Origin of the sequence: Rossellomorea marisflavi (genome assembly GCF_001274775.1) — a bacterium.
GTDB lineage: Bacteria > Bacillota > Bacilli > Bacillales > Bacillaceae_B > Rossellomorea > Rossellomorea marisflavi.
Genome location: NZ_LGUE01000004.1, coordinates 195,350 through 214,850 on the forward strand (window position 1 = coordinate 195,350; position 19,501 = coordinate 214,850).

General features: G+C 49.1%; 21 protein-coding genes. 10 read left to right on the plus strand and 11 right to left on the minus strand.

The genetic code is table 11. The annotated features are described in order from the left end of the window. Positions 1–238 precede the first annotated feature (238 nt). On the minus strand, positions 239–1,600 hold the full coding sequence (rlmD, locus tag AF331_RS10870) for a 23S rRNA (uracil(1939)-C(5))-methyltransferase RlmD (RefSeq protein WP_048005628.1): 1,362 nt from the start codon (positions 1,598–1,600) through the stop codon (positions 239–241). 182 nt (positions 1,601–1,782) lie between these two features. Here rlmD and AF331_RS10875 point away from each other — a divergent pair, with 182 nt between their 5' ends. Together AF331_RS10875 and AF331_RS10880 are read left to right on the plus strand one after the other, a co-directional pair. Further along, positions 1,783–2,586 (plus strand): alpha/beta fold hydrolase, encoded by an 804-nt coding sequence (locus AF331_RS10875; RefSeq protein ID WP_053428152.1) that lies wholly within the window; start codon positions 1,783–1,785, stop codon positions 2,584–2,586. A gap of 124 nt (positions 2,587–2,710) precedes the next feature. Next, positions 2,711–3,388, plus strand: a complete 678-nt coding sequence (locus AF331_RS10880) for a DUF4396 domain-containing protein (protein WP_053428153.1) — start codon at positions 2,711–2,713, stop codon at positions 3,386–3,388. Positions 3,389–3,470: 82 nt separating this feature from the next. Here the strand turns inward: AF331_RS10880 and AF331_RS10885 are convergent, their stop codons facing one another. Continuing rightward, a complete protein-coding gene (locus AF331_RS10885; protein ID WP_053428154.1) occupies positions 3,471–4,307 on the minus strand; it encodes a GNAT family N-acetyltransferase in 837 nt (278 codons plus the stop codon). A 198-nt stretch (positions 4,308–4,505) separates the two neighbouring features. Here AF331_RS10885 and AF331_RS10890 point away from each other — a divergent pair, with 198 nt between their 5' ends. Together AF331_RS10890 and AF331_RS10895 are read left to right on the plus strand one after the other, a co-directional pair. Further along, positions 4,506–5,393 (plus strand): cation diffusion facilitator family transporter, encoded by an 888-nt coding sequence (locus AF331_RS10890; RefSeq protein WP_053428155.1) that lies wholly within the window; start codon positions 4,506–4,508, stop codon positions 5,391–5,393. A 226-nt stretch (positions 5,394–5,619) separates the two neighbouring features. Further along, positions 5,620–6,339: a hypothetical protein gene (locus AF331_RS10895; RefSeq protein ID WP_053428156.1), complete on the plus strand. Its 720-nt coding sequence runs from the start codon at positions 5,620–5,622 to the stop codon at positions 6,337–6,339. A gap of 109 nt (positions 6,340–6,448) precedes the next feature. On the opposite strand, the gene AF331_RS10900 is transcribed toward AF331_RS10895, so the two are convergent. The 4 genes from AF331_RS10900 to AF331_RS10915 form a co-directional block, all read right to left on the minus strand. Next, positions 6,449–6,640 carry a hypothetical protein gene (locus AF331_RS10900; protein WP_152915604.1) on the minus strand — a complete coding sequence of 64 codons (192 nt, stop codon included), beginning with the start codon at positions 6,638–6,640 and terminating at the stop codon, positions 6,449–6,451. 146 nt (positions 6,641–6,786) lie between these two features. Further along, complete coding sequence (locus AF331_RS10905; protein WP_053428158.1) at positions 6,787–8,307, minus strand: tripartite tricarboxylate transporter permease; 1,521 nt, start codon at positions 8,305–8,307, stop codon at positions 6,787–6,789. A gap of 14 nt (positions 8,308–8,321) precedes the next feature. Next, the gene (locus AF331_RS10910; protein ID WP_053428159.1) at positions 8,322–8,768 is read right to left on the minus strand and encodes a tripartite tricarboxylate transporter TctB family protein; all 447 of its coding nucleotides are present in this window, start codon (positions 8,766–8,768) and stop codon (positions 8,322–8,324) included. Between the two features lie 65 nt (positions 8,769–8,833). Then, a complete protein-coding gene (locus AF331_RS10915) occupies positions 8,834–9,829 on the minus strand; it encodes a tripartite tricarboxylate transporter substrate binding protein (RefSeq protein WP_053428160.1) in 996 nt (331 codons plus the stop codon). Positions 9,830–10,050: 221 nt separating this feature from the next. Between AF331_RS10915 and AF331_RS10920 the strand changes: the two genes are divergently transcribed. From AF331_RS10920 to AF331_RS10935, 4 genes are all read left to right on the plus strand, one after another. Continuing rightward, positions 10,051–11,076 (plus strand): ArsR/SmtB family transcription factor, encoded by a 1,026-nt coding sequence (locus AF331_RS10920; RefSeq protein WP_053428161.1) that lies wholly within the window; start codon positions 10,051–10,053, stop codon positions 11,074–11,076. Beyond that, a complete protein-coding gene (locus AF331_RS10925) occupies positions 11,066–12,262 on the plus strand; it encodes an MFS transporter (RefSeq protein WP_053428162.1) in 1,197 nt (398 codons plus the stop codon). Before AF331_RS10920 ends, AF331_RS10925 begins: the two co-directional genes overlap by 11 nt. Before the next feature lie 403 nt (positions 12,263–12,665). After that, positions 12,666–13,595: an RNA polymerase sigma factor gene (locus AF331_RS10930; protein ID WP_053428163.1), complete on the plus strand. Its 930-nt coding sequence runs from the start codon at positions 12,666–12,668 to the stop codon at positions 13,593–13,595. Next, complete coding sequence (locus AF331_RS10935; protein WP_053428164.1) at positions 13,592–14,176, plus strand: dienelactone hydrolase family protein; 585 nt, start codon at positions 13,592–13,594, stop codon at positions 14,174–14,176. The genes AF331_RS10930 and AF331_RS10935 overlap by 4 nt, the downstream gene beginning before the upstream one ends. A 300-nt stretch (positions 14,177–14,476) precedes the next feature. On the opposite strand, the gene AF331_RS10940 is transcribed toward AF331_RS10935, so the two are convergent. Together AF331_RS10940 and AF331_RS10945 are read right to left on the minus strand one after the other, a co-directional pair. Next, positions 14,477–14,650, minus strand: coding sequence for a DUF4083 domain-containing protein (locus AF331_RS10940; protein WP_235576369.1), 174 nt, complete (start codon positions 14,648–14,650; stop codon positions 14,477–14,479). Between the two features lie 72 nt (positions 14,651–14,722). Then, a complete protein-coding gene (locus tag AF331_RS10945) occupies positions 14,723–15,172 on the minus strand; it encodes a GNAT family N-acetyltransferase (protein WP_053428930.1) in 450 nt (149 codons plus the stop codon). Positions 15,173–15,399: 227 nt separating this feature from the next. On the opposite strand from AF331_RS10945, the gene AF331_RS10950 reads away from it, so the two are divergent. Beyond that, positions 15,400–16,083: a DUF421 domain-containing protein gene (locus tag AF331_RS10950; protein ID WP_053428166.1), complete on the plus strand. Its 684-nt coding sequence runs from the start codon at positions 15,400–15,402 to the stop codon at positions 16,081–16,083. On the opposite strand, the gene AF331_RS10955 is transcribed toward AF331_RS10950, so the two are convergent. Next, positions 16,052–16,507: an NUDIX hydrolase gene (locus AF331_RS10955; protein WP_053428167.1), complete on the minus strand. Its 456-nt coding sequence runs from the start codon at positions 16,505–16,507 to the stop codon at positions 16,052–16,054. The genes AF331_RS10950 and AF331_RS10955 overlap by 32 nt on opposite strands. 2 nt (positions 16,508–16,509) lie before the next feature. Continuing rightward, positions 16,510–17,007 carry a GNAT family N-acetyltransferase gene (locus AF331_RS10960; protein ID WP_053428168.1) on the minus strand — a complete coding sequence of 166 codons (498 nt, stop codon included), beginning with the start codon at positions 17,005–17,007 and terminating at the stop codon, positions 16,510–16,512. Between the two features lie 55 nt (positions 17,008–17,062). On the opposite strand from AF331_RS10960, the gene AF331_RS10965 reads away from it, so the two are divergent. Further along, the gene (locus AF331_RS10965; protein WP_053428169.1) at positions 17,063–17,362 is read left to right on the plus strand and encodes a TIGR04104 family putative zinc finger protein; all 300 of its coding nucleotides are present in this window, start codon (positions 17,063–17,065) and stop codon (positions 17,360–17,362) included. 38 nt (positions 17,363–17,400) lie between these two features. On the opposite strand, the gene AF331_RS10970 is transcribed toward AF331_RS10965, so the two are convergent. Beyond that, the gene (locus AF331_RS10970; protein ID WP_053428170.1) at positions 17,401–19,467 is read right to left on the minus strand and encodes a DUF4179 domain-containing protein; all 2,067 of its coding nucleotides are present in this window, start codon (positions 19,465–19,467) and stop codon (positions 17,401–17,403) included. Between the last annotated feature and the right edge of the window lie 34 nt (positions 19,468–19,501).

The following is a 19,501-nucleotide window of genomic DNA, read 5'->3' on the forward strand; positions in this document are numbered from 1 at the left end:
ACTTCGCTTTCCGCGGGTAGCCCGTGAGCCTCCTCGGCAAGCCTGCGGGGTCTCACATCAGCTACTCTTCCCGCAGGAGTCTGCGTCTTGCACTCCAATCAACCGCTGGAAACAATGAAATACACATGTTGTTTACGAACAAATCAAAAACCCGAATTCATATGCCTGTTTATTGGCCAATGAATTCGGGTTTCCCTATGACTAAGACATGTTTGCCCCAGCCCCGTTCCTTATCAAGTTACTTACTCAGACTTGCAACGACTTCCACATGCACCGTGTGAGGGAACAGGTCGACTGGTTGTACATCATCGAGCTTATACCCGAAGGCTTCAAGTTCTTTAACGTCTGTCGCGAACGTATCCGGGTTGCAGGATACGTAGACGATCCTTTCCGGCTGGGCACGGCCGATCCGTCTCATCACTTTGCCGCCTGCACCTGAGCGCGGGGGATCAAGAAGGAGCAGTTCGGGGCGTCCGAAGCTCTCAAGGATCTCGTCGATTCCATTTCGTGCATCCTTCGCAAGGAAGGTGGTGTTGGAGATATGGTTGTCACTGGCATTCCGTTTCGCCGACTCGATGGAGCTTTCCACGATTTCAATGCCGGCAAGGGCGCCGACACGACTTGCGAATGGAAGGGAGAATGTACCGACACCACAGAAGAGGTCGATCATTTTTTCCGTTTCCTTCGGTTTGCCCATTTCAATGGCGAGATCCACAAGCTTCTGTGCCTGTGTCGGGTTCGTTTGGAAGAACGTATCGAACCACAGTCGGAATCGGTACCCGTCCATCTCATCATAAATGAAATCACGACCGGCAAGGACATGGATTTCTTCTGCCTGGGTACGGTCTGCCCAATCGGTGTTTTCCATCCACAGAAGGCTCTTCACATGCGGGAATTTCGCTTCTACACGTGCTTTCAGATCATCGACGGCAGCCTGAAGATCACCCGTCGGGGCTTCAGTTGCAAAAACGCCCAGCATCAATTCACCTGTGGCAAAGGACTGTCGGACCATCAAGTGACGAAGGAGGCCTTCATGCGCCTCTTTGTCATACCCTTTCAGGCCGTGTTCCTTGGTCCAGGCGGCGACTTCCATCGCTGCCTCCACCATCTGCTCGCTTGCGATCAAGCACGTTTCAAGGGAAATCACCTTTCGGAAGTTCCCCTGCTCATGCAGTCCGAGCTCCCCTTCTTTGGAGAAGGTGAACTCCATTTTGTTGCGGTAACGCCAAGGGTTGTCCATTCCCATGGCATCCCTCACCAAGGCAGGATCGAATCCTTCTGCTTCCAGGGCATGTTTGACGTGATTGGTCTTTTCCTTGAGCTGGCCTTCGTACTCCCAGTGCTGCCATACACAGCCGCCGCAGCGATCAAAGTGTGGGCATGGAGGGGTTGTCCGCTCGGGACTCGGCGTGATGATCTCTTGAGGCATCGTCCTCCAGCGTTTTTTTTCCGGCTTATCCACCGTCACTTGGACTTCTTCACCAGGAAGGGTCTGAGGGATTGTAAGCTTCAACTTTCGTTTATTACCAAGCTCGTTTTCGCGCCACACGCTGGCACGGCCCGAGCCTCTGTCGTCTAATCCATGTATTGTCGCAACCATCGTTTCAGGGTTGGATGTTGTCAATTTCGGGTCCTCCTCTATAAAACCTGTCTAACTCTATACTTTAGTAAAATCGGGCGTGGATTGCAACTGGTATTTCTGCAGGAAAGAACCCGATTGTTTCATCGCCTTTCATTGAGGGAAGAGTTAGACCATTAACTGTAAGGGAGTATGATGTAGAAATGGGTAAATCTATCACTGTAGATAAAGATGTGAAGCTCTTCGTGGAAGATATCGGGGAAGGTCAACCGATTGTTTTCATACACGGTTGGCCTGTGAATCATAAAATGTTCGAATATCAGATGAACGAATTGCCTAAGAAAGGCTATCGTTTCATCGGGATCGATCTTCGTGGATTCGGACAATCGGACAAGCCGGCGTTCGGCTACGATTATGACACCCTTGCTTCTGATATCGGAAAAGTCGTCAACGAACTCGGCCTGAAAGACTTTTATCTCACCGGCTTCTCCATGGGTGGACCGATCAGCATCCGGTATGCAAGTAAATTTGCAGGAAAAGAACTGTCGCGTTTGATCCTGATGGGACCGGCAGCCCCGATCTTCACCCAGCGGGACGGCTACCCGTACGGTATGAAGAAGGAAGAAGTCGATGAGCTGATTGAAGGAATCAAAGCGGATAGACCGGCCGCACTGAAAGACTTCGGAGGGAATTTCTTCCACAGCGAGACGTCTGGTGAGATGGATGCGTGGTTCCTGGGTCTTGGACTTGAAGCCTCTTCACACGGAACCATTGCCTGCGCAGAATCTCTCCGGGACGAAGATCTTCGGAGCGAGCTGACTTCAGTGTCTGTACCCGTCACCATCATGCACGGAAAGCAAGACCAGATCTGTGACTACGCCTTCAGTGAACGATTAGTCGAAGAAATGAATGATGCCGAGCTGATTCCGTTCGAAGAGAGCGGGCATGGTCTTGTGTACGATGAAAAGGAAAAGTGCAATGAAGAACTGTTGAAATTATTGAAATGAGCGTGGATGGCCCTTCTTCGGAACGGGCCATTTCTCATGCCCCTCACCATGAAGTGGTGCTCATTTCGCTAAATCTCGTTTATCCCCTTTATACAAAGGGAAATCCATATGGGAGGTGAACGATATGACAACACTTGAATGGATTGCTGCTGTAGCTATCATAATAGGAATCTTACAGGCAATCATCATTGCAGTAGATGTATGCCGGGCTCCCCAGAGCATGTGGATCATGAATGTGACCTGGCCCATCACAGGATTGTACATGCCGTTGATCGGTTTTTGGCTTTACTTCAAGATTGGTAGAAAGGACGGTGGGCACCAGCACGCCCATCACGAAGAGGGAATGCATCACACCCATAAACCGTTTTGGCAGAGCGTCATCGTCTCGACGAGTCACTGCGGAGGCGGTTGCTCCATTGGGGATTTAATCGGAGCTCCCCTTGTATTCTTTGCAGGGTGGACACTGGCAGGCAGCATGCTGTTGGCCGACTATGCGACAGAATTCATCCTAGCCTACATCATCGGGATTGCCTTTCAATTCTACGGGATGAGGAACAAGGAAAAGCCGTTGGGTGAAGAGTTGAAAAACGCCGTAAAAGCAGACACATGGTCACTCATCTCTTTTGAGATCGGTATGTTCGGCTGGATGGTCCTCACACACTACGTCTTATTCATCCAACCTCCCCACCCCGACAGCCTCGTCTTCTGGTTCATGATGCAGGTTGCCATGATGATTGGATTCGGAACAAGCATGCCAGCAAATTGGTTCTTATTAAGAAAAGGCATCAAGCATGCCATGTGAAATTCCAATGGGTTCCTTGGATAGCACGCGGTTTACATCGAATTGTCGTTGTCCAAGGAGCCTTGTTCATTGAGGTCGTTTTTCAACCCAATGCTTGCGATGCAAGTGTGAATAACATCCCATTCCTCCCATGGAGGTCATTTTCACCTTGTACCATAATCGGGGAACGACTATCTTCCACGAAACCGAAGCCTTCTAGATAGCTGTGAAAAGCCTCATCATCTGTCGGTGTATCCAATCGGACACTCCCCTCACCCATTTTCAGAAGTTCCTGCAGGAGCCCCGCAGCTTCATAGGCAGTAGGTGCGACAACAGGTCCTGCCACCCGGTGGACGGAACCTTGCACACACATCCCATATCCTATCATCTTCCCAAGGGAGTCCTTGAGTACTACGGCTGAAATTGACCGTTCGTATCGTGCTCTGAGCATACCGCTCCGGTCTCCACGGAATGCTTGAGCGTCCAACTTTGCCACTTCTTCAATATCCTTGTATGTCATCGGCGCTAGGAATAACTCATGCTGCATCTGTGCTGGATGAAAAGGAGAAGCGATATACTTCGTAATCATCCCGGTCTCCTTGAAACCCATTTTTTCATAGAGGGGTTTCCCTTCCTTTGTAGCAACAAGCAGGATCGATCGTTCACCTTTAGAAGCAAGAACTGATTCCACCAGCTCCCTTCCCAGGCCCCTCCCCTTATAGGCAGGGTTGACGATGACCACACCTAGGGCGGCAAGCTCATCACCATATGGGAACAGGGCCGCTGATGAAATGACCTCACCCGAATCCAGACGATGACCAACCATCCTTCCGCTTTTGAGCACCTCTTCCACGTCTTCTTCACAATAGTCCCATCCCACTTCACGAGAGAGCTGAACGATATTTTTTTTATCAGATACACCCACATTTCCAAGCTTCATCCCAATCACCCTTCTCACTAAAAAATATGCTTCGTGCCTTATACCGTCTGTATTTCTCCTCAGCCTATAAAGTTTCCTTCATCCAACCCTTTTCACCGGTCAAAACATATGTTTCTTCTTCAAATAAGGTTGCTGTAGACCCACTCACACCGGGCTTGGTACGATAGAAACATAGAAAATAGAATAGGGTGAACATATATGAAAAATACCTCAGGCATTGCCTTCTTATCCGTACTCAGTAATTCCTTCGTTGTCCTATTAAAATTCATCGTCGGCATCCTCACCGGATCCGTCGCTGTCATATCAGAGGCCATCCACTCATCATTGGACCTCATCGCCTCTCTGATCGCCTATATCTCCGTCCGTATATCAGGAAAACCTGCAGATCCGGAGCATCCGTATGGCCACGGGAAAGTTGAAAATATTTCGGGTACGATCGAGACCCTGCTGATCTATGTAGCGGGAATCTGGATCATTTATGAGTGTGTCCATAAACTCATTTACCCTGAACCGATCAAGCTTCCGATACTCGGAGTCGGCGTCATGGTCCTCGGAGCCCTCATCAATTTCATCGTCTCCCGGATCGTGAACCGAGAGGCCAAGAAAGTCAATTCCGTGGCCATGAAATCAAATGCCCTCCACCTGCTTACAGACGTGTTCACTTCCCTCGGAGTCGCAGCGAGCCTCCTCCTCGTCACCGTCACGGGATGGACGTTCCTGGATCCCCTGATCGGGATCGGGCTTGCCATCTATATCATGATCGAAGCAACGAAGCTCATGAAAGAAGCCTTCCCTCCCCTCATCGATGCCCGTCTATCCGATGAAGAGGAGCAGGTGATCCTGGACGTGATCGATTCATTTCAGGATGAATACATCCAGGTCCACGACTTCCGTACGCGGCGCGCAGGAGCCATCGAATATATCGACTTCCACATGGTTGTGCCGTCAAAAGAAAGCATTGAAAACGTCCATAAGCTATGCGATCGCATTGAAGACCGGATCAGGCAGGAATTCAAGAAAGCCGTCATCTTTATTCACCCCGAACCCGAGACCCATGTCGAGAACGCCAGCGGACTTGAGAGGTAAACGAACGCAGGATGCACTCCTGCGTTTTTTTGTTCTTCCATGTTTCTGACTTGGCTACACACCCCGATGTTTTCGTTGCCCCCGCTTCCTTAACCTTGTTTGCAAACAGGAACACCTACATCATTCCCATGATTCAAATAGAACCCTCAATTTTTATAGGTAGAACGAATAGCTTGAAAGCATGATACACTTATATGAAACGATAATTTTAATGGGTGGTGTTTGCATGAAAAAGAGGATAAGCGGCCTGTCCCTTTTACTCCTTCTTGCCGGAACGATGGTTGTCCTAGTCATCTATCAGACGGATGAAAAGAAGGTTGCCTCTTATGTCAAAGAAAAATATGAAGAGGATAGTAGAATCATTGATAGCAGATGCGATGATTGCAAAAAACAGAAACACAATCGCATCTACACCGTACAACTAACCGATCACCCCTTTGAAGTGTTCGAAGTATGGACAAATAAAAAAATGATCCGATTGGAAGTTGAAGGTGACAATTATGCCATGGGGGAGCCGCTCAAATCGTTCAATTCGGATCTTTCTCATTCCAAGGAATCGGATGAGCTCAAGCAATACGGGTTTAATAAGATCCACGTTACAAGGTTTTATGACTCCGACGATTCCGGAGTGCTTGAAGAACCCTTTGTCCATGATGGGAATGTGGCATTGTTTATGTATGATGAAAGACAGGGAAATCCAGGAGAGAAACTTCTGGCATCCGCTCCCGTCATCAACGCGGTCAATCAAGAGCTATCATCCACGGGAGATACGCTGGCCTGGGTGTACGTCATCGAACAATCTGATTATCAGACTGTCCATAACAATGATATGGATGGTTATAAGGATGCCATGAAGCAGGCAAAACGTGTGAATATCAAGGATTTATTGAAAGCTGAGGATGTAGAAGATATCCGGGAAAGCATCGTGGATGGGAATACGAATTAGATCGTCCGTTGATGGGTCGCCGATAAGGAAAAACTGATGCTTCATTAACCACTTCCGGCACCGTCAGGATTTCCTGCTCAGCGCCCCCCATATCAGAAGAGGCGCAGGTCTACCGCTTCTTCTCATACCTTCTCTTCGTGAACTTCCAGGACAAGTACCCGTATACCACTCCAAAGGAAAGGGCAGAAAGGAACGTCTGAAACAGGTCGATATCTGAACCACTGATATAAGACAACAAAACGGATAAGCCGAAGAACGCTCCTCCACCCGCCAGGATGCCGACTATGATTAAATAGTTCACCTTTCCCATCCTCTGAGCTCTTTTCCACGCTTTTTCTTCTGAATAATTTCCCACTGGATTCCCCCTCCCCACCGCTACGCCTTCATATCCCAAGCTTACCACAAGAAAACAGAAAAAAAGAGCAGGATCCCCGAAGGGTCCCACTCTTATGATGCCTGGCTATTCGTTTCTTCTTCATCACCACTGGATTTTCTCTTTCTCCATGTTTTCAGAAGCGGAACGATGAAAGAAAGGAATGCAATCGCTAGCAGTGTTGCGGAAATTGGTTTTTGCACGAAAATCAGCAGGCTTCCGTCGGATATCGTCAGGGCCTGTCTGAGGGAACGCTCCATCATCCCTCCGAGAATGAAAGCAAGGAGCATGGGTGCTGCAGGGAAGTTCATGCGTGCCATGAAATATCCGATGATCCCGAAGATGACGAGGAGGAATAAATCGAATGTCCTGAAGCTGATTCCGTACACCCCGATGATACAAAACATGATGACAAGAGAGATCAGCATCGGCTTCGGTACCTTCAAAAGCTTCGAAATATAAGGGATCAAAGGAAGGTTCAAGATCAGCAGGATGACATTCCCGATATACATACTGGCAATGACTCCCCAGAAAATATCCGGATGATCACTGATCATGAGCGGTCCAGGCTGAACGCCGAGGACGATCAGGGCACCGAGCATGACGGCCGTTGTACCTGAACCAGGGATCCCGAGGCTCAGCAATGGCACGAACGCACCGCTTGACGCACTGTTATTGGCTGACTCCGGGGCTGCGAGTCCGACGATGGCCCCTTTACCGAATTCCTCCGGTTTCTTTGAAAGCTTCTTCTCTGTGATATATCCGAGGAATGAAGCGATGGTTCCACCTGCCCCAGGAAGCACCCCGATGATGAAGCCCATGAGTGACTGCCTCGTGACCGGAACGGAAAGTTCCTTCACCTCGGCTTTTGATAATTTCATGCTCCCGAACTCACTGTCGAACATGCTTCGTTCTTTCCGCTCACGGATCAGGGAGGTCACTTCCGCAAGTGCGAATAATCCCAATGCGATCACAAGGAAATCGATCCCTTCCATGAGATTGATATTCCCGAATGTGAAGCGGGCGGTCCCTGTCTGGGAGTCGATTCCGATCGTTGCGATGATGAAGCCCACCGTTGCGGAGATCAGCGCCTTGATGGTTGAACCACTTGTAAAACTTGCGACGGTCATCAACCCCATGAGCATAAGGGCGAAATACTCAGCCGGCCCGAAAGAAATGGCCACTTTCGCAAGGAATGGGGCGAAAAGCGTCAGCAGGATGACACTGATCGTCCCGCCTGTGAATGAAGCCAAAGCTGCGATGGCCAGGGCTTTGCCCGCCTTCCCCTGCTTGGCAAGGGGATAACCGTCAAATGTAGTCGGGACCGCCATGGACTCTCCCGGTGCATTGAGGAGGATGGAAGAAGCAGCTCCTCCATAGGCCGATCCGTAATAGACACCTGCCATGAGGAGGAGGGCAAGTGCCGGGTCCATCCCATACGTGATGGGGATCATGACCGCAATCGCTGTGATCGGGCCGAGACCGGGAATCATCCCGATGATGGTGCCTGTGACGACACCGATGAATACGAATGAAAGACCTTTTAAGCTGAGTGCGACTTGAAATCCTGTGAGGATACCTTCAAAGATGCTCAACCGTCATCCCTCCTTTAGAATGGCAGGATCCCCGAAGGGAGTTGTATTTTTAAAAATGATACGAATAGAAAATAAATGCTGAGAGGTAACGCGAGTGAAACAATGATATTGCTTACCCACTTTTTGTAGCCCAGGAATCTTGAATTGATGCTGATGAATAAAAAGGTGGTAAGGACGAAGCCAAGCGGTTCCAATAGCAGAATGAACATGAGGACAAATCCCAGGACCGCCAGGATGACCTTGCCCTCTCCTTTTGGAAGCTTTTCTTCCTCGTCTTCTTGCGGTTTACTGAAAAAGAGCAGCACAGAAAGGAATAATAGAATGAATCCGAGAACGATCGGAACAGCATCGGAATCCACCGGAACATAAGGGTATTCAGGTAGTGTAAAGCTGAAATATAAGTAAATGACCGAGATAACGGCAAGGATGATGCCCATTTTCTTATTCATCGTATTGATCACGATTGCACACCGCCTATCAGGCAGGGACGATGGAACCCATCGCCCCGCGCCGGTATTTGATTTGATTATTGACCCAACCCGATTTCGTCGAGGAGGGCTTTCATTTCGTCATTCTGTTCTTTCAGGAAATCGTTGTATTCGTCACTTGTCATGAACATTTCATTCCAACCGAAGTTTTCCCTGATTTCCTTCCAGCCTTCAGAATCGTTCAGCGCCTTGAATTTATCTTCATAGTACTTGATCTCTGCATCACTCATATCAGGCGGTCCGAAGAATCCTCTCCAGTTGATGAAGGTGGCATCGATTCCCTGCTCCTTAACAGTCGGAATATCTTCCAATACCTCTCCTGTCATCCGCTCTTCAGAAGTCACACCCAACACTTTGATCTTGCCTGCCTTTACTTGTTCGATCGTCTCCCCTACCCCAGTGGAGTAAACCTGCACACTGCCGTTCAGCAATTGCGTTAGCGCCCCCCCGTCCTGGTCGGACACGTACTTGATCTTTTTCACATCCACTCCTGCGGCCTTAGCCACCTTGACGAATTGAATGTGGTCCATGCTTCCCGGAGCCGAAGTACCGACGATGGAGATGCTTGAAGGATCTTTCTTCATATCCTCGAATAGTTCATTGAGATTATTCCATTTCGCATCGGCGTTCACGGCAAACGCACCGTAGTCCGCAATCATATTCGCAAGAGGAGTGAAATCTTCATATCCATACTTTGATTGCCCGTTCAGTGGAACAAGCAGGAGCGGCGGGGATGCAACGAACATTTGATGTGGATCCTTTTGGGCAAACACAGAAGACCAGGCCACTGCCCCTCCCCCACCGGGTTTGTTGACGACCCCGACACCTTTGTCGATCAGTTTATCTTCTTCAAAGACTTTAGCCGCCATCCTGGCTGTCGTATCCCATCCGCCGCCCGCTCCTGCAGGTGCGACAATTTCAATCGCCTTCGTCGGCTTCCACGGACCGTCTGACTTTTGACTGGATGATTGTCCGGAACATCCCGCCATGAATAAAATCATAGATAATACCGTAATCGTAAACCTTTTCTTCATTCAAACCCCTCCTCTTTCATGTGTAGTATCAGGTGAATCTGTCCTCATCATAAAGGACTACATTATAAATGTAACCGTTTTCATAATAAATTGGATTTAAACCCTTTTTGCACATTTTGATCATTGTGCTCACGGAAATGGACATGCCCTTCTATTAATTTCTAAATATATTGAATTTTATATTCGATTATTTTAGAATAATAGAAAAGGAGGAATCATCCATGAACTACCATTTGTCCCAGATGCAAGAAAGCCCCACCGTTTCCGTCGATTGGTCACCCGTATGGGAGATCATTCTCGGTATCAGCGCCTATACACACCGGAAGCTCCGCCATACCTTTGATTGTGATGAAGAGTGGTCCCAGACAACCCTGTCTGAAACACTCAAGGAGGATCTTCGGATAATCGAGGATACCAACCAGTGGTTTGCCCTCATGATGTTGCAGGCAACGTTCTCCGCCTCCACGGTTCAAGACTTCTCGGATGAACTGTGCCGGATGGAGGAATCGACATTTTATTCAACCATTCTTCCCTACAAGGACCGGCATTCAGAAGCACTGCGCCTTCAAACTTCTCACGATCGCGACTTCCACCGCTATGCTAATGAGTTCAAGACCCATGAGTTTTTCGGCGGGTATATTGCCTCCCTTGCCTCCCATTCGTTTTCACAAATGAAAGACCTCTTCCAGTCCGTACAGAATGGTTGGCAGGAATTTATGGAGGAAAAAGCAGAATGGGGCAAGTGGAAGTCGGCGCTTGATCGAGAGGCCTCCTTCCATGTCATCGACAAGGAAGCTTCCGTAACCGAATCGGTACAGCGGATAGCAGGGACGGCATACGTACCCGAACCATCCATCTGGGAGGTCAAGCTCATCCCCCAGATCTCCTATCGTCCATGGCTCCTTGAGCAAAGGACCCCTGATACGAAACTATTCTTCTATCCATTAAGGGAAGAGTATCTGTTGGAACAAGGGGTGCCGGGAAAGGCGATGGTGAACGGGTATAAAGCATTGGGGGACGAGCTGAGGCTCAAAGTCCTCCATCTTCTGCAGCATGGACCACTCAGCCTCCAGGAGTTGAGCATAAAGCTCGATGTGTCTAAGACGACGCTTCACCATCAGCTGTCACTCTTGAAAGCTTCCAAGCTCGTGACGTCCGCCAAAGGCGTCTATTCCGCAAACCCGCAGCGGATCTCTGAACTCCATGAGGATCTCTCCTTCTTCTTGGGAAAAAACCATGAAGAATAAAGCATTCAAGGCCCTCTGGGTCGGGGAGATCGTCTCTGAACTTGCCGGGGCGGCAGGCGGCATCATCAATGGGCTCATTCTGTATGAGCTGACGGGTTCACGGGAATGGATGGGCCTCCTTTGGCTCGTCTACTTCCTTCCGTCGCTGGTCTTGCAGGGGATGAGCGCGCCATTCCTCAATCATGTGGCAAAGGAAAAAGTATTGAAGAGGATCCAACTGCTGCGATCGGCCGCTTATCTGTTCCCCCTCATTGGGTACGTAAGCGGAATGGACACACTTGTCCTCAGCGGATTAATTCTGCTCCAGCTGTGTCTGGGGCTTCTTCAACCGATCTATGCAAGCCTGTCCTTTTCCATCCTTCCTGACCTCTGCCGTGAGGAGGAACTCACGGAAGCCAACGGGATCCTCGATGGAACCATGAGGCTCATGAGCTTTCTCGCTCCCGGGGTGACCGCCCTCCTTCTCATCGTGGTTCCGACCCAGCTGATCTATGCCCTCTCTTCAGGATTGTTCCTATTCAGTGCGCTGTCTCTGTCACGGCTTCCTCAAACAGAGGCCGCGGAATGGATAAAAGGAAGCTGGTGGCATGAATTGAAGGAAGGCTACCGCGTCTTTTTCCGCTATCCCGTCCTAGTACGGATGACGGGCCTGTCATCACTGGTCCAGTTTGCCGTGGGAGCGGCCATGGTGCTTTCCATCCCATTCATACGTGGGGAAATGGGCGGATCGCCATGGGAATATGCCCTCTTCTCGGCATCGTTCCCCATCGGCTATGTACTCGGTACATGGATGTTGAAAAAAATGCCCCTGTACTCTTGGATCATGTATGCAGGACTCATCGGTGGCGGCCTGTCGTTCGCCCTTCTCTGGATGGCACCTTCGATCCCGGTAGCATGGGGATGCGAACTGTTGGGAGGACTCCTGTTCCCTCTCTTCAACGCAAGGAGCGCCGCGATTTTCCAACAGGCCGCACCGAGGGAACGACTGGCACAGCTCAGTGCCGTCCGGCTCCTCATGCTGCGTATCACCATGCCCCTGGGAATCCTGTTCGGCTCGAACATGTTCTTCACCCTTTCCACACGGAATGCTTTTCTAACGATCGGCCTCATCATCATCGTACCAGCGTCCTTCTTCTTGATCCGCTCCCATTATGGAGTTGATAAGAACGGTAGAGCCGCAGCGTGAAAAGGCACGGAGGGATCCCCTCCGTGCCTTTTGTTAGAAGCTGACGACCGCCAGGATGGAAATGGCATTCAAAAGGACAACTCTCAGTCCCCACCTGACCCGGAGGAAGCGATATACGAAACCTAGATAGATGTCTCTTTATAAGCTCCCTAAACCTCTGACTCCCCATTTGTTTACTTCTTTTAATCTTGTTCCCTTTATCCCACTCGTTATCCTATGGAAACTTCATATATATTTTAGGAAAATATTCAATCCTAGGACCACCGCCTGCTATGATAGTGACTATACAAAGGTACTCGTCGTTGAACTAAGCAGGGAAACGTTCAACATTTTTCATATACCCCGTATAATCTCCGAGCGTTGATACGTTATATTGATGAGAAGATGAAGAGGAGGAGAAACAATGAAGCAGGATATCGCGCAGAATATAATAGAAGAAACGAGAATGGCAAGGGATGCTTTTTCCACCATGGTAGATGCCTTTTCTAAAGATTTGTGGTCATATTGCACCTATATCACGGGATCCCCGTGGGACGGTGAAGACCTGTATCAGGAAACACTGCTAAAAGCATTCGGGATGCTTCCGGAGCGCTGGAGTGATCTCACGGATCAGAAATCGTATCTGTTCAGGATGGCCACGAATGCGTGGTTTGATTTGTGCAGGAAGCGAAAGCATGAGGTGGGCCGTCTCCCCGAAGGTGACATCAGTGGTGTACCACCCATGGACACCCTTGAGTTGGAGGAAGCACTCCTTAAAGTCCACGAATCCCTTACCCCGAAGCAGGCGGCTGCCTTTCTCCTTGTGGATGTCTTCCGCTTCAGTGCAGAGGAAGCAGCAGCTATTGTCCACACGACGCGAGGAGGTATCTACGCGGCTCTTCAGCGCGCCCGGCAGAATCTTAAGGAAAACCACTCGTGGGAAGTGAAGCCTTTGAAGACCAAAGACAACGAAACGAATGAGACCATTGACATGTACCTTGAAGCCTTCAATACCGGCAATCTCGATAAGCTCCTCAGCCTCTTCAGTTCAACCGCCCACAATGAAGCATTCCTCGGTTTCCAGGAATACTCCAAAGCAGAAATGAAGAAAGGATCCATGCGGTTCGGGCTGCCGGGACACACTGCAAAACGGATCACCCTTTGGGGAAGAAACGTCATCGTGGTCATCACCGACGACGGAGAGCTGCACGATATCCAGGTGCAGGAAGTGGAAAACAATCAGATTGTGGTGCATGAAAGTTATTTCTTCAGGAAAGAATTCATGTTTGCTGCAGGAAAGGAACTTGGGGTAGCCGTTCAGTTGAAAAAGCCGCCTGTGGATTGGCGATCATGAGAAAATGGAAAGCCGTCGTAGTTCTCCTCCATGAAATCTATGGCCTCAATGATCACATGAAACACTATGAGAAATGGCTCCGACAGCAAGGATTCGAGGTTGTCATCCCTTCCTTGATCCCTTCTGTGTTCAGCTATAAGGAGGAAGAAGTGGCTTATGAATCGTTTATGAATGAGATCGGCTTTCAGTCTGCCTCGAAACATGCGCGCGAAGTCATCGAGGAGTGTAGTCGCACCTTTGAACGCGTGTATGTCGTGGGCTTCAGCATCGGTGCGACGATTGCCTGGATGTGCAGTCCGATGCCTGAGGTAAAACGAACCGTCTGCTTTTATGGCTCTCGGATCAGGGATTATGGAGAGATTCGTCCACAGTCCCCCACCCTCCTACTGTATGGGGAAAGTGAACCATCATTTCCGGTAGAAGAGTTCATCCGTCACATAAAAATAGAACATGTAACGGCCCTATCAGTGGCTGGAAGCTATGGGTTTGCCGATCCATTTTCAAAACGATTCCACAAGCCGTCCTATGAAGTCGCCCTTTCCCTCTTATCCAATCATCTTCATTTAAAGCAAAGAGGCTGAGACAAACATGTTTTAGTCATAGTAAAACCCGAATCATTTGCCTACGATAAAGCAAATGATTCGGGTTTTACATTCGTTTAATGACCATTCAAATTTCATCCTTTCCAGCGGTTGATCGGAGTGCAAGACGAAGACTCCTGCGGGAAGAGTAGCTGATGTGAGACCCCGCAGGCGTGCCGAGGAGGCTCACGGGCTACCCGCGGAAAGCGAAGTCTTGCACGGAGATCATGAGCGGTAGTAAGATCCTATACTGATCGTATTCGGCATTAAAGGGGCCTTTTTTAGTTTTGTCCCATCCTCTTACTTTTTCGGTTTTTCCAGATGAGCCAGGATCCGATCAAGCTTCGCCTCCACCTCATCGATCCGCTCATTCCTTGCCATCGACCGATAGACGCTGCGCCGGATGAACAGCGTGAAGGAGACGAAAAAAAGGACAATCAAGCCGAAGAATAAAACAAGAAACAACCAATTCATGAATTCCATTATCTTTCCTCCCTTCTTCATAAAAGAGAAAACGCCAGGATCAAGACCCTGACGTTTTCTCTTTTATGAAGTCACCTGGTAGATGACAGCCATTTCCTTGCCGAACCGATTGCCTTCATCTTGAAAGCCAAGGCTTTCATATAGACGATGGGCACCCAAATTACCCGGATGGTACCCGACGACAATACGCTCGCACCCTGGTAGCTCCGACATGATGGCAAGCATTTCTTCCGTTGCCCGCTTGCCGATGCCCTTCCCTTGATGCCTGCGATCGACCATGATCCGGTACACCCAATAGCCGTCGAGTTCTTCCCGTTCCGTGTTGAACATAAGGAAGCCGACTACCTGTTCCTTTTCATAGATGGCAAATGGTTTGAGACCGGGCTCGAATTTGGATTGTGCAATGGAGACGGCATTGGACTCCATATAGGAAGACTGTTCCTCCGTAAGCTCCAGTTGACAGCACTCATACCAATTTTCTTCATTCACTTCGACCAATTTGACTGATTTCAATGCAAGTTCCCCTTTCAGATGAGGGAAAGCGCACGGGGCGTTTTCCCATGAGTGTAAATCGATTTCATCATGAACGCCTCCTTTATCATTAGGGCTATGCTTATGCATGCAAGAAAATTATACCATACAACCCGCAATAATTTACATAATAGTTAAAATAATCAACGGTGGGTACATGGGACTTCCACCAACAGGGAATACTATCATCCTTGAAGGGGGAATATGCCGTGGAAGATATTTTGATGACCATGTATCGAACGACTTTCAGTTTCATCCTTCTTGTGCTGGCAACCCTGCTTTTCGGCAAGCATATCAACTCCCACAAAAACCACTACAGCTTTGCCCTTTCCATCACGATCGGCTCCTTGATCGCCAATATGGCCTTCAACCATCGACTGCAATTCAGTTCCACGGTGATCTCTTTCGGTGTCCTGATCCTCCTGTTCTATATTCTTCTCCTGACATCCGCCAAGTCCCGGAAGTGGAGGGGTCGCCTATCGGGAAGACCGACCACCCTCATGGAAAAAGGGAAGATCCTTGAGGAAAGCATGAGGAAGCTGAAGTTCACGATGGATAACCTGAATCAACAGCTCAGGGAACAGGGAATCTTTGATATCACGGAAGTGGACATGGTCGTCCTCGAAGTGAGCGGGATGCTGTCTGTCAGGAAGAAAGCACTCTACTCTCCGCTCACACCGAAGGATATGAACCTCGCTCCTTCGCCTTCAGGACCCCTTGCCGTTGAATTGATCATGGACGGGAAAGCAACGGAAAACCTTATCCCACCCCACCGTGATCAGCTACTATCTATTTGCAGGGACCGGGGGATTTCCTTGGATGACATCAACTATGCCGTTGTCACAAGCAGCGGGAACATCTTTATCGATGAGAATCGTGATGTACTCCGCTGAAGCGGGAGCGATATACCGCCTCACACTGTTGAATATTATGTATGAGAAAATCGGGGATTCCTGGATGTGCCAGGATTTCTTCCGTTGTCATCCATTTCACCTCATCGACTTCGTCGGGACTCTTCGCGTAGGGTTCTCCTTCCTGAAGCGTGCATATGTAGACGATATCAATCACACTAATGCCCGATGCCGTTTGGAAGATCGAACTGTTCACATACTGGAGGTCGGTCACGTTGACACCCACTTCCTCATAGATTTCCCTTTGCAGCGTACGCTCAAGGATATCAGTGGATGCTTCTTCCCGTTCACATTTCCCTCCCACGAAGGAGAGCGCGCCCGGAGCGTGCTCCTCTTTATCGCTCCTTTTGATCATCAACCAGCGATCCCCACGGCGGATCGCCCCTTCCACATTGACTACAAACATATTCAAGCCTCCAATAGCTGTGCCATATAATATTCATCATGATACCGCCCGTCGATGTACAATGACTGGCGTTTTGTCCCCTCGATCTCGAACCCCATCCTCCGGTAAAGGGCGATGGCCGGTTCATTATCGGTGACGACCGTCAATTCAAGCCTGGTAAGGGAACGTTCCTTTGCCCACTCTACCCCTTCCCTTATCAGTGATTTCCCTAGCCCTTTGCCTCGCCAGTCTTCCCGGATACCGATCACCATATATGCCCGGTGGGATGTTTTCCTTGTTGTTTCGGTCAGGATCATGACGTAACCCACGAACTCACCGAATCCTTCCGCAGCCAGTATGGTGGAGGAGTCACCAATCCGCTCCAGAAATGTCTTGAACTGCTCGGGCGTCGTCTTCCTCTCTCCTCCCTCCATCATCATATACGGAGAAGTCTTCTCTACTTCCTTCATCAGTCTAACGATCTTCCCTGCATCATCAGGATGGACTTTCCGAAAATCCACACAACCGCCTCCATATTATGGTAAAATAAAACTATCTTTTGAAAGGAGTGATCTCATGCCCGTCTGTCAACACTGCAACACGGAATGGACATGGCAACAAACCTTCAAGAAGATCTTCACCTTCAAGCGTTCCCTCACCTGTCCGGAATGTGGCGCAACTCAGTATCTGTCGCGGCGTTCGCGCAACCACATGAGCATCCTGGCCATGATCCCGTTGGTAATCGGCTTGCCGCTTGTCGGATTATCCCTGCCTGCGTCGATCATCATATCGATCCAGCTCGTTACGTTTGCTGCGGTCCTCACGTGGATGCCAAGATTCTACACCCTTACAAATGAAGAAGAAGCCATGTGGTGAAAAAAGAGGGCCCCGGAAGGCCTTCTTTTTATGGTAGGTTACTTATTTTTAAACTTCAGGGGCACGGATTGATCCAGAAAAACGGTTTTTTCGTACCCGTCGATTATAAACTCGGTGGGGATTAGGTCAGGAGCTGGCTTCCCTTGCTTGAACATTTTAAACGATTGCTTCACCGTAAGAGACCGAGGATAATTCCCTTTCATGACTTCCTCATAGTCCCAATCTTCCTCCTCAAACTCTTTTCCGTTACGGTCAAGATACACGCTCTCCATTTCCCCATCATTTCGAAAATCTCCACTGCCCTCTGATTCTTCCTTCGACATGATGTAAACGGTATCGAAGTCTCGATTATCCGTTAGAGGCATCTTCATCGTGACTTCTCCCGGACGGTCTTTTGACGGTTCTTCCACCACAATGCTTCCACCTCCGTATTCATGGACTTGGGGGAAGGGTTTAGTGGAATCAATCTTGAATGTTAGCTCTTCCGGCACATGCATTTGAAGTCTGGAAAACACTAGCTCCGGTTCCCCCAGCTCTTCGAAATACAAGGAATCAAAATTTTGACTGTAGGAGCTCCATCCATCATCGTAATCGTCCTGGTAGACCGGCCAACTGAACCAGTTTATCGATGCAGTCTTTTCCTCCGTCTTTATAGAATCAAAAAGCAACTGAAAGATGGACAAAGGCTCTTCTTCCCCTTCACGGATACTATACGTAAGGGCAGTCGTAGTGGGTGCGATGACAAGCTCTTCCAGCCTGACCGGCAACCCTTCCACCTCGACTTCCTGATTCAGTTTCAAAACACGGGATTTATTCTTTTCAACAGGGATTTCGAACTCCCAATCTCCTCTCGTCATCTCCATTTCTTCCATAGCGTTGGTTGCATACACTTCCATAGTGGATTTCATATCGGGGCTCATCGCTATCAATTGGGTAAAACTGAGTTTTATGAGGGGATCCTCCACATCATCTACGATCGGGGGAAGTGAGAAGGATCCTTTGTGTATATTTTTTTCTTCCACATTTCCTTCCTCACTTTTCCCCTCTTCCATGAAGATGCCCCTTCCTTCTCCATTAAGGAAGTCAATTTGATTTTCGATAGTGAACCCATTTTCCGTATCCACCATCAAGCGCCTGTCCTTCTCCATATCTTCAATTTCATAATAAACCAGCGTCTGGATTTCATCGGCGATGGCGGTCTTGATCGTGATCTTCACACCATTGTCTTCTGCTGTAAGGTTCAGGCGTTCACCGATTCCAGATTGATAGAACTCACGAAGCAGGGGGTCTTCGTCATTCTTCCAGTCTGCATATGTATAGTAGATCGAGGCGAATCCATCGGTCATAAAACCCGTAAATAGTAATAGAAAAGCTGCGACCAAGGCAATGATGCCCGTGCGCTTCCGCTTTTTGTTCTTTTTCTTTCGTTTCTCCATCTCCGTGTCGATCAGCCCATCAAGCTTCAGCCGGAACCCTTCCGGAACATGGCTCTGCTCAAAGAATTCCCGTAACTCCAGAAGCGTCTCCTGAAATGTGGCAAGGTCTTCCTGACACCCGGGGCACTGGTGGATATGCATTTCAAATGCGACCTTCTCCGTCCGCTCGATGCTGCGTTCAAGATAGTCCACGTACAGGCGGTGGTACTCAGGACATCCTTCCACATCGGGGTGTTTACGAATGAAGCGGATCCCCCTGAGGAGGTCTTCCTTCACTTCATCCTCCGGCTTCTTCATGACCGAAGAAACATCTCCTATTGAAAGACCTGCGCCATATACAAGTAAAACCGCTTCACGTTCACTCTCATTCATCCTGCTGATCACCGAAGGGAACTCTTCTCCCTCCACCGGCCTCGCAATCCCCCTGCATTCTTTCATGAACAAAGCAATGAGTGCATGACGGTCCTTTTCCCGACCATGCTTCTTCTTTTGATCGTGAAGCGTAAAGATGCAGTTGAAAAGGATACGTGCAATCACCTCGTCCCCACAACCATGGGAGCGGCCGATGGCGTAGAGGAGAGGCTCTATCTGCCGGAAGATCATGAGGGTCTTATTCAATTCCTGAACCTCCATCCCCATCTCATTACGGGATGCGGCGGGCATTTCCATAGTCAGCACTCCCTGTCTAAAAAATCAGTCTATT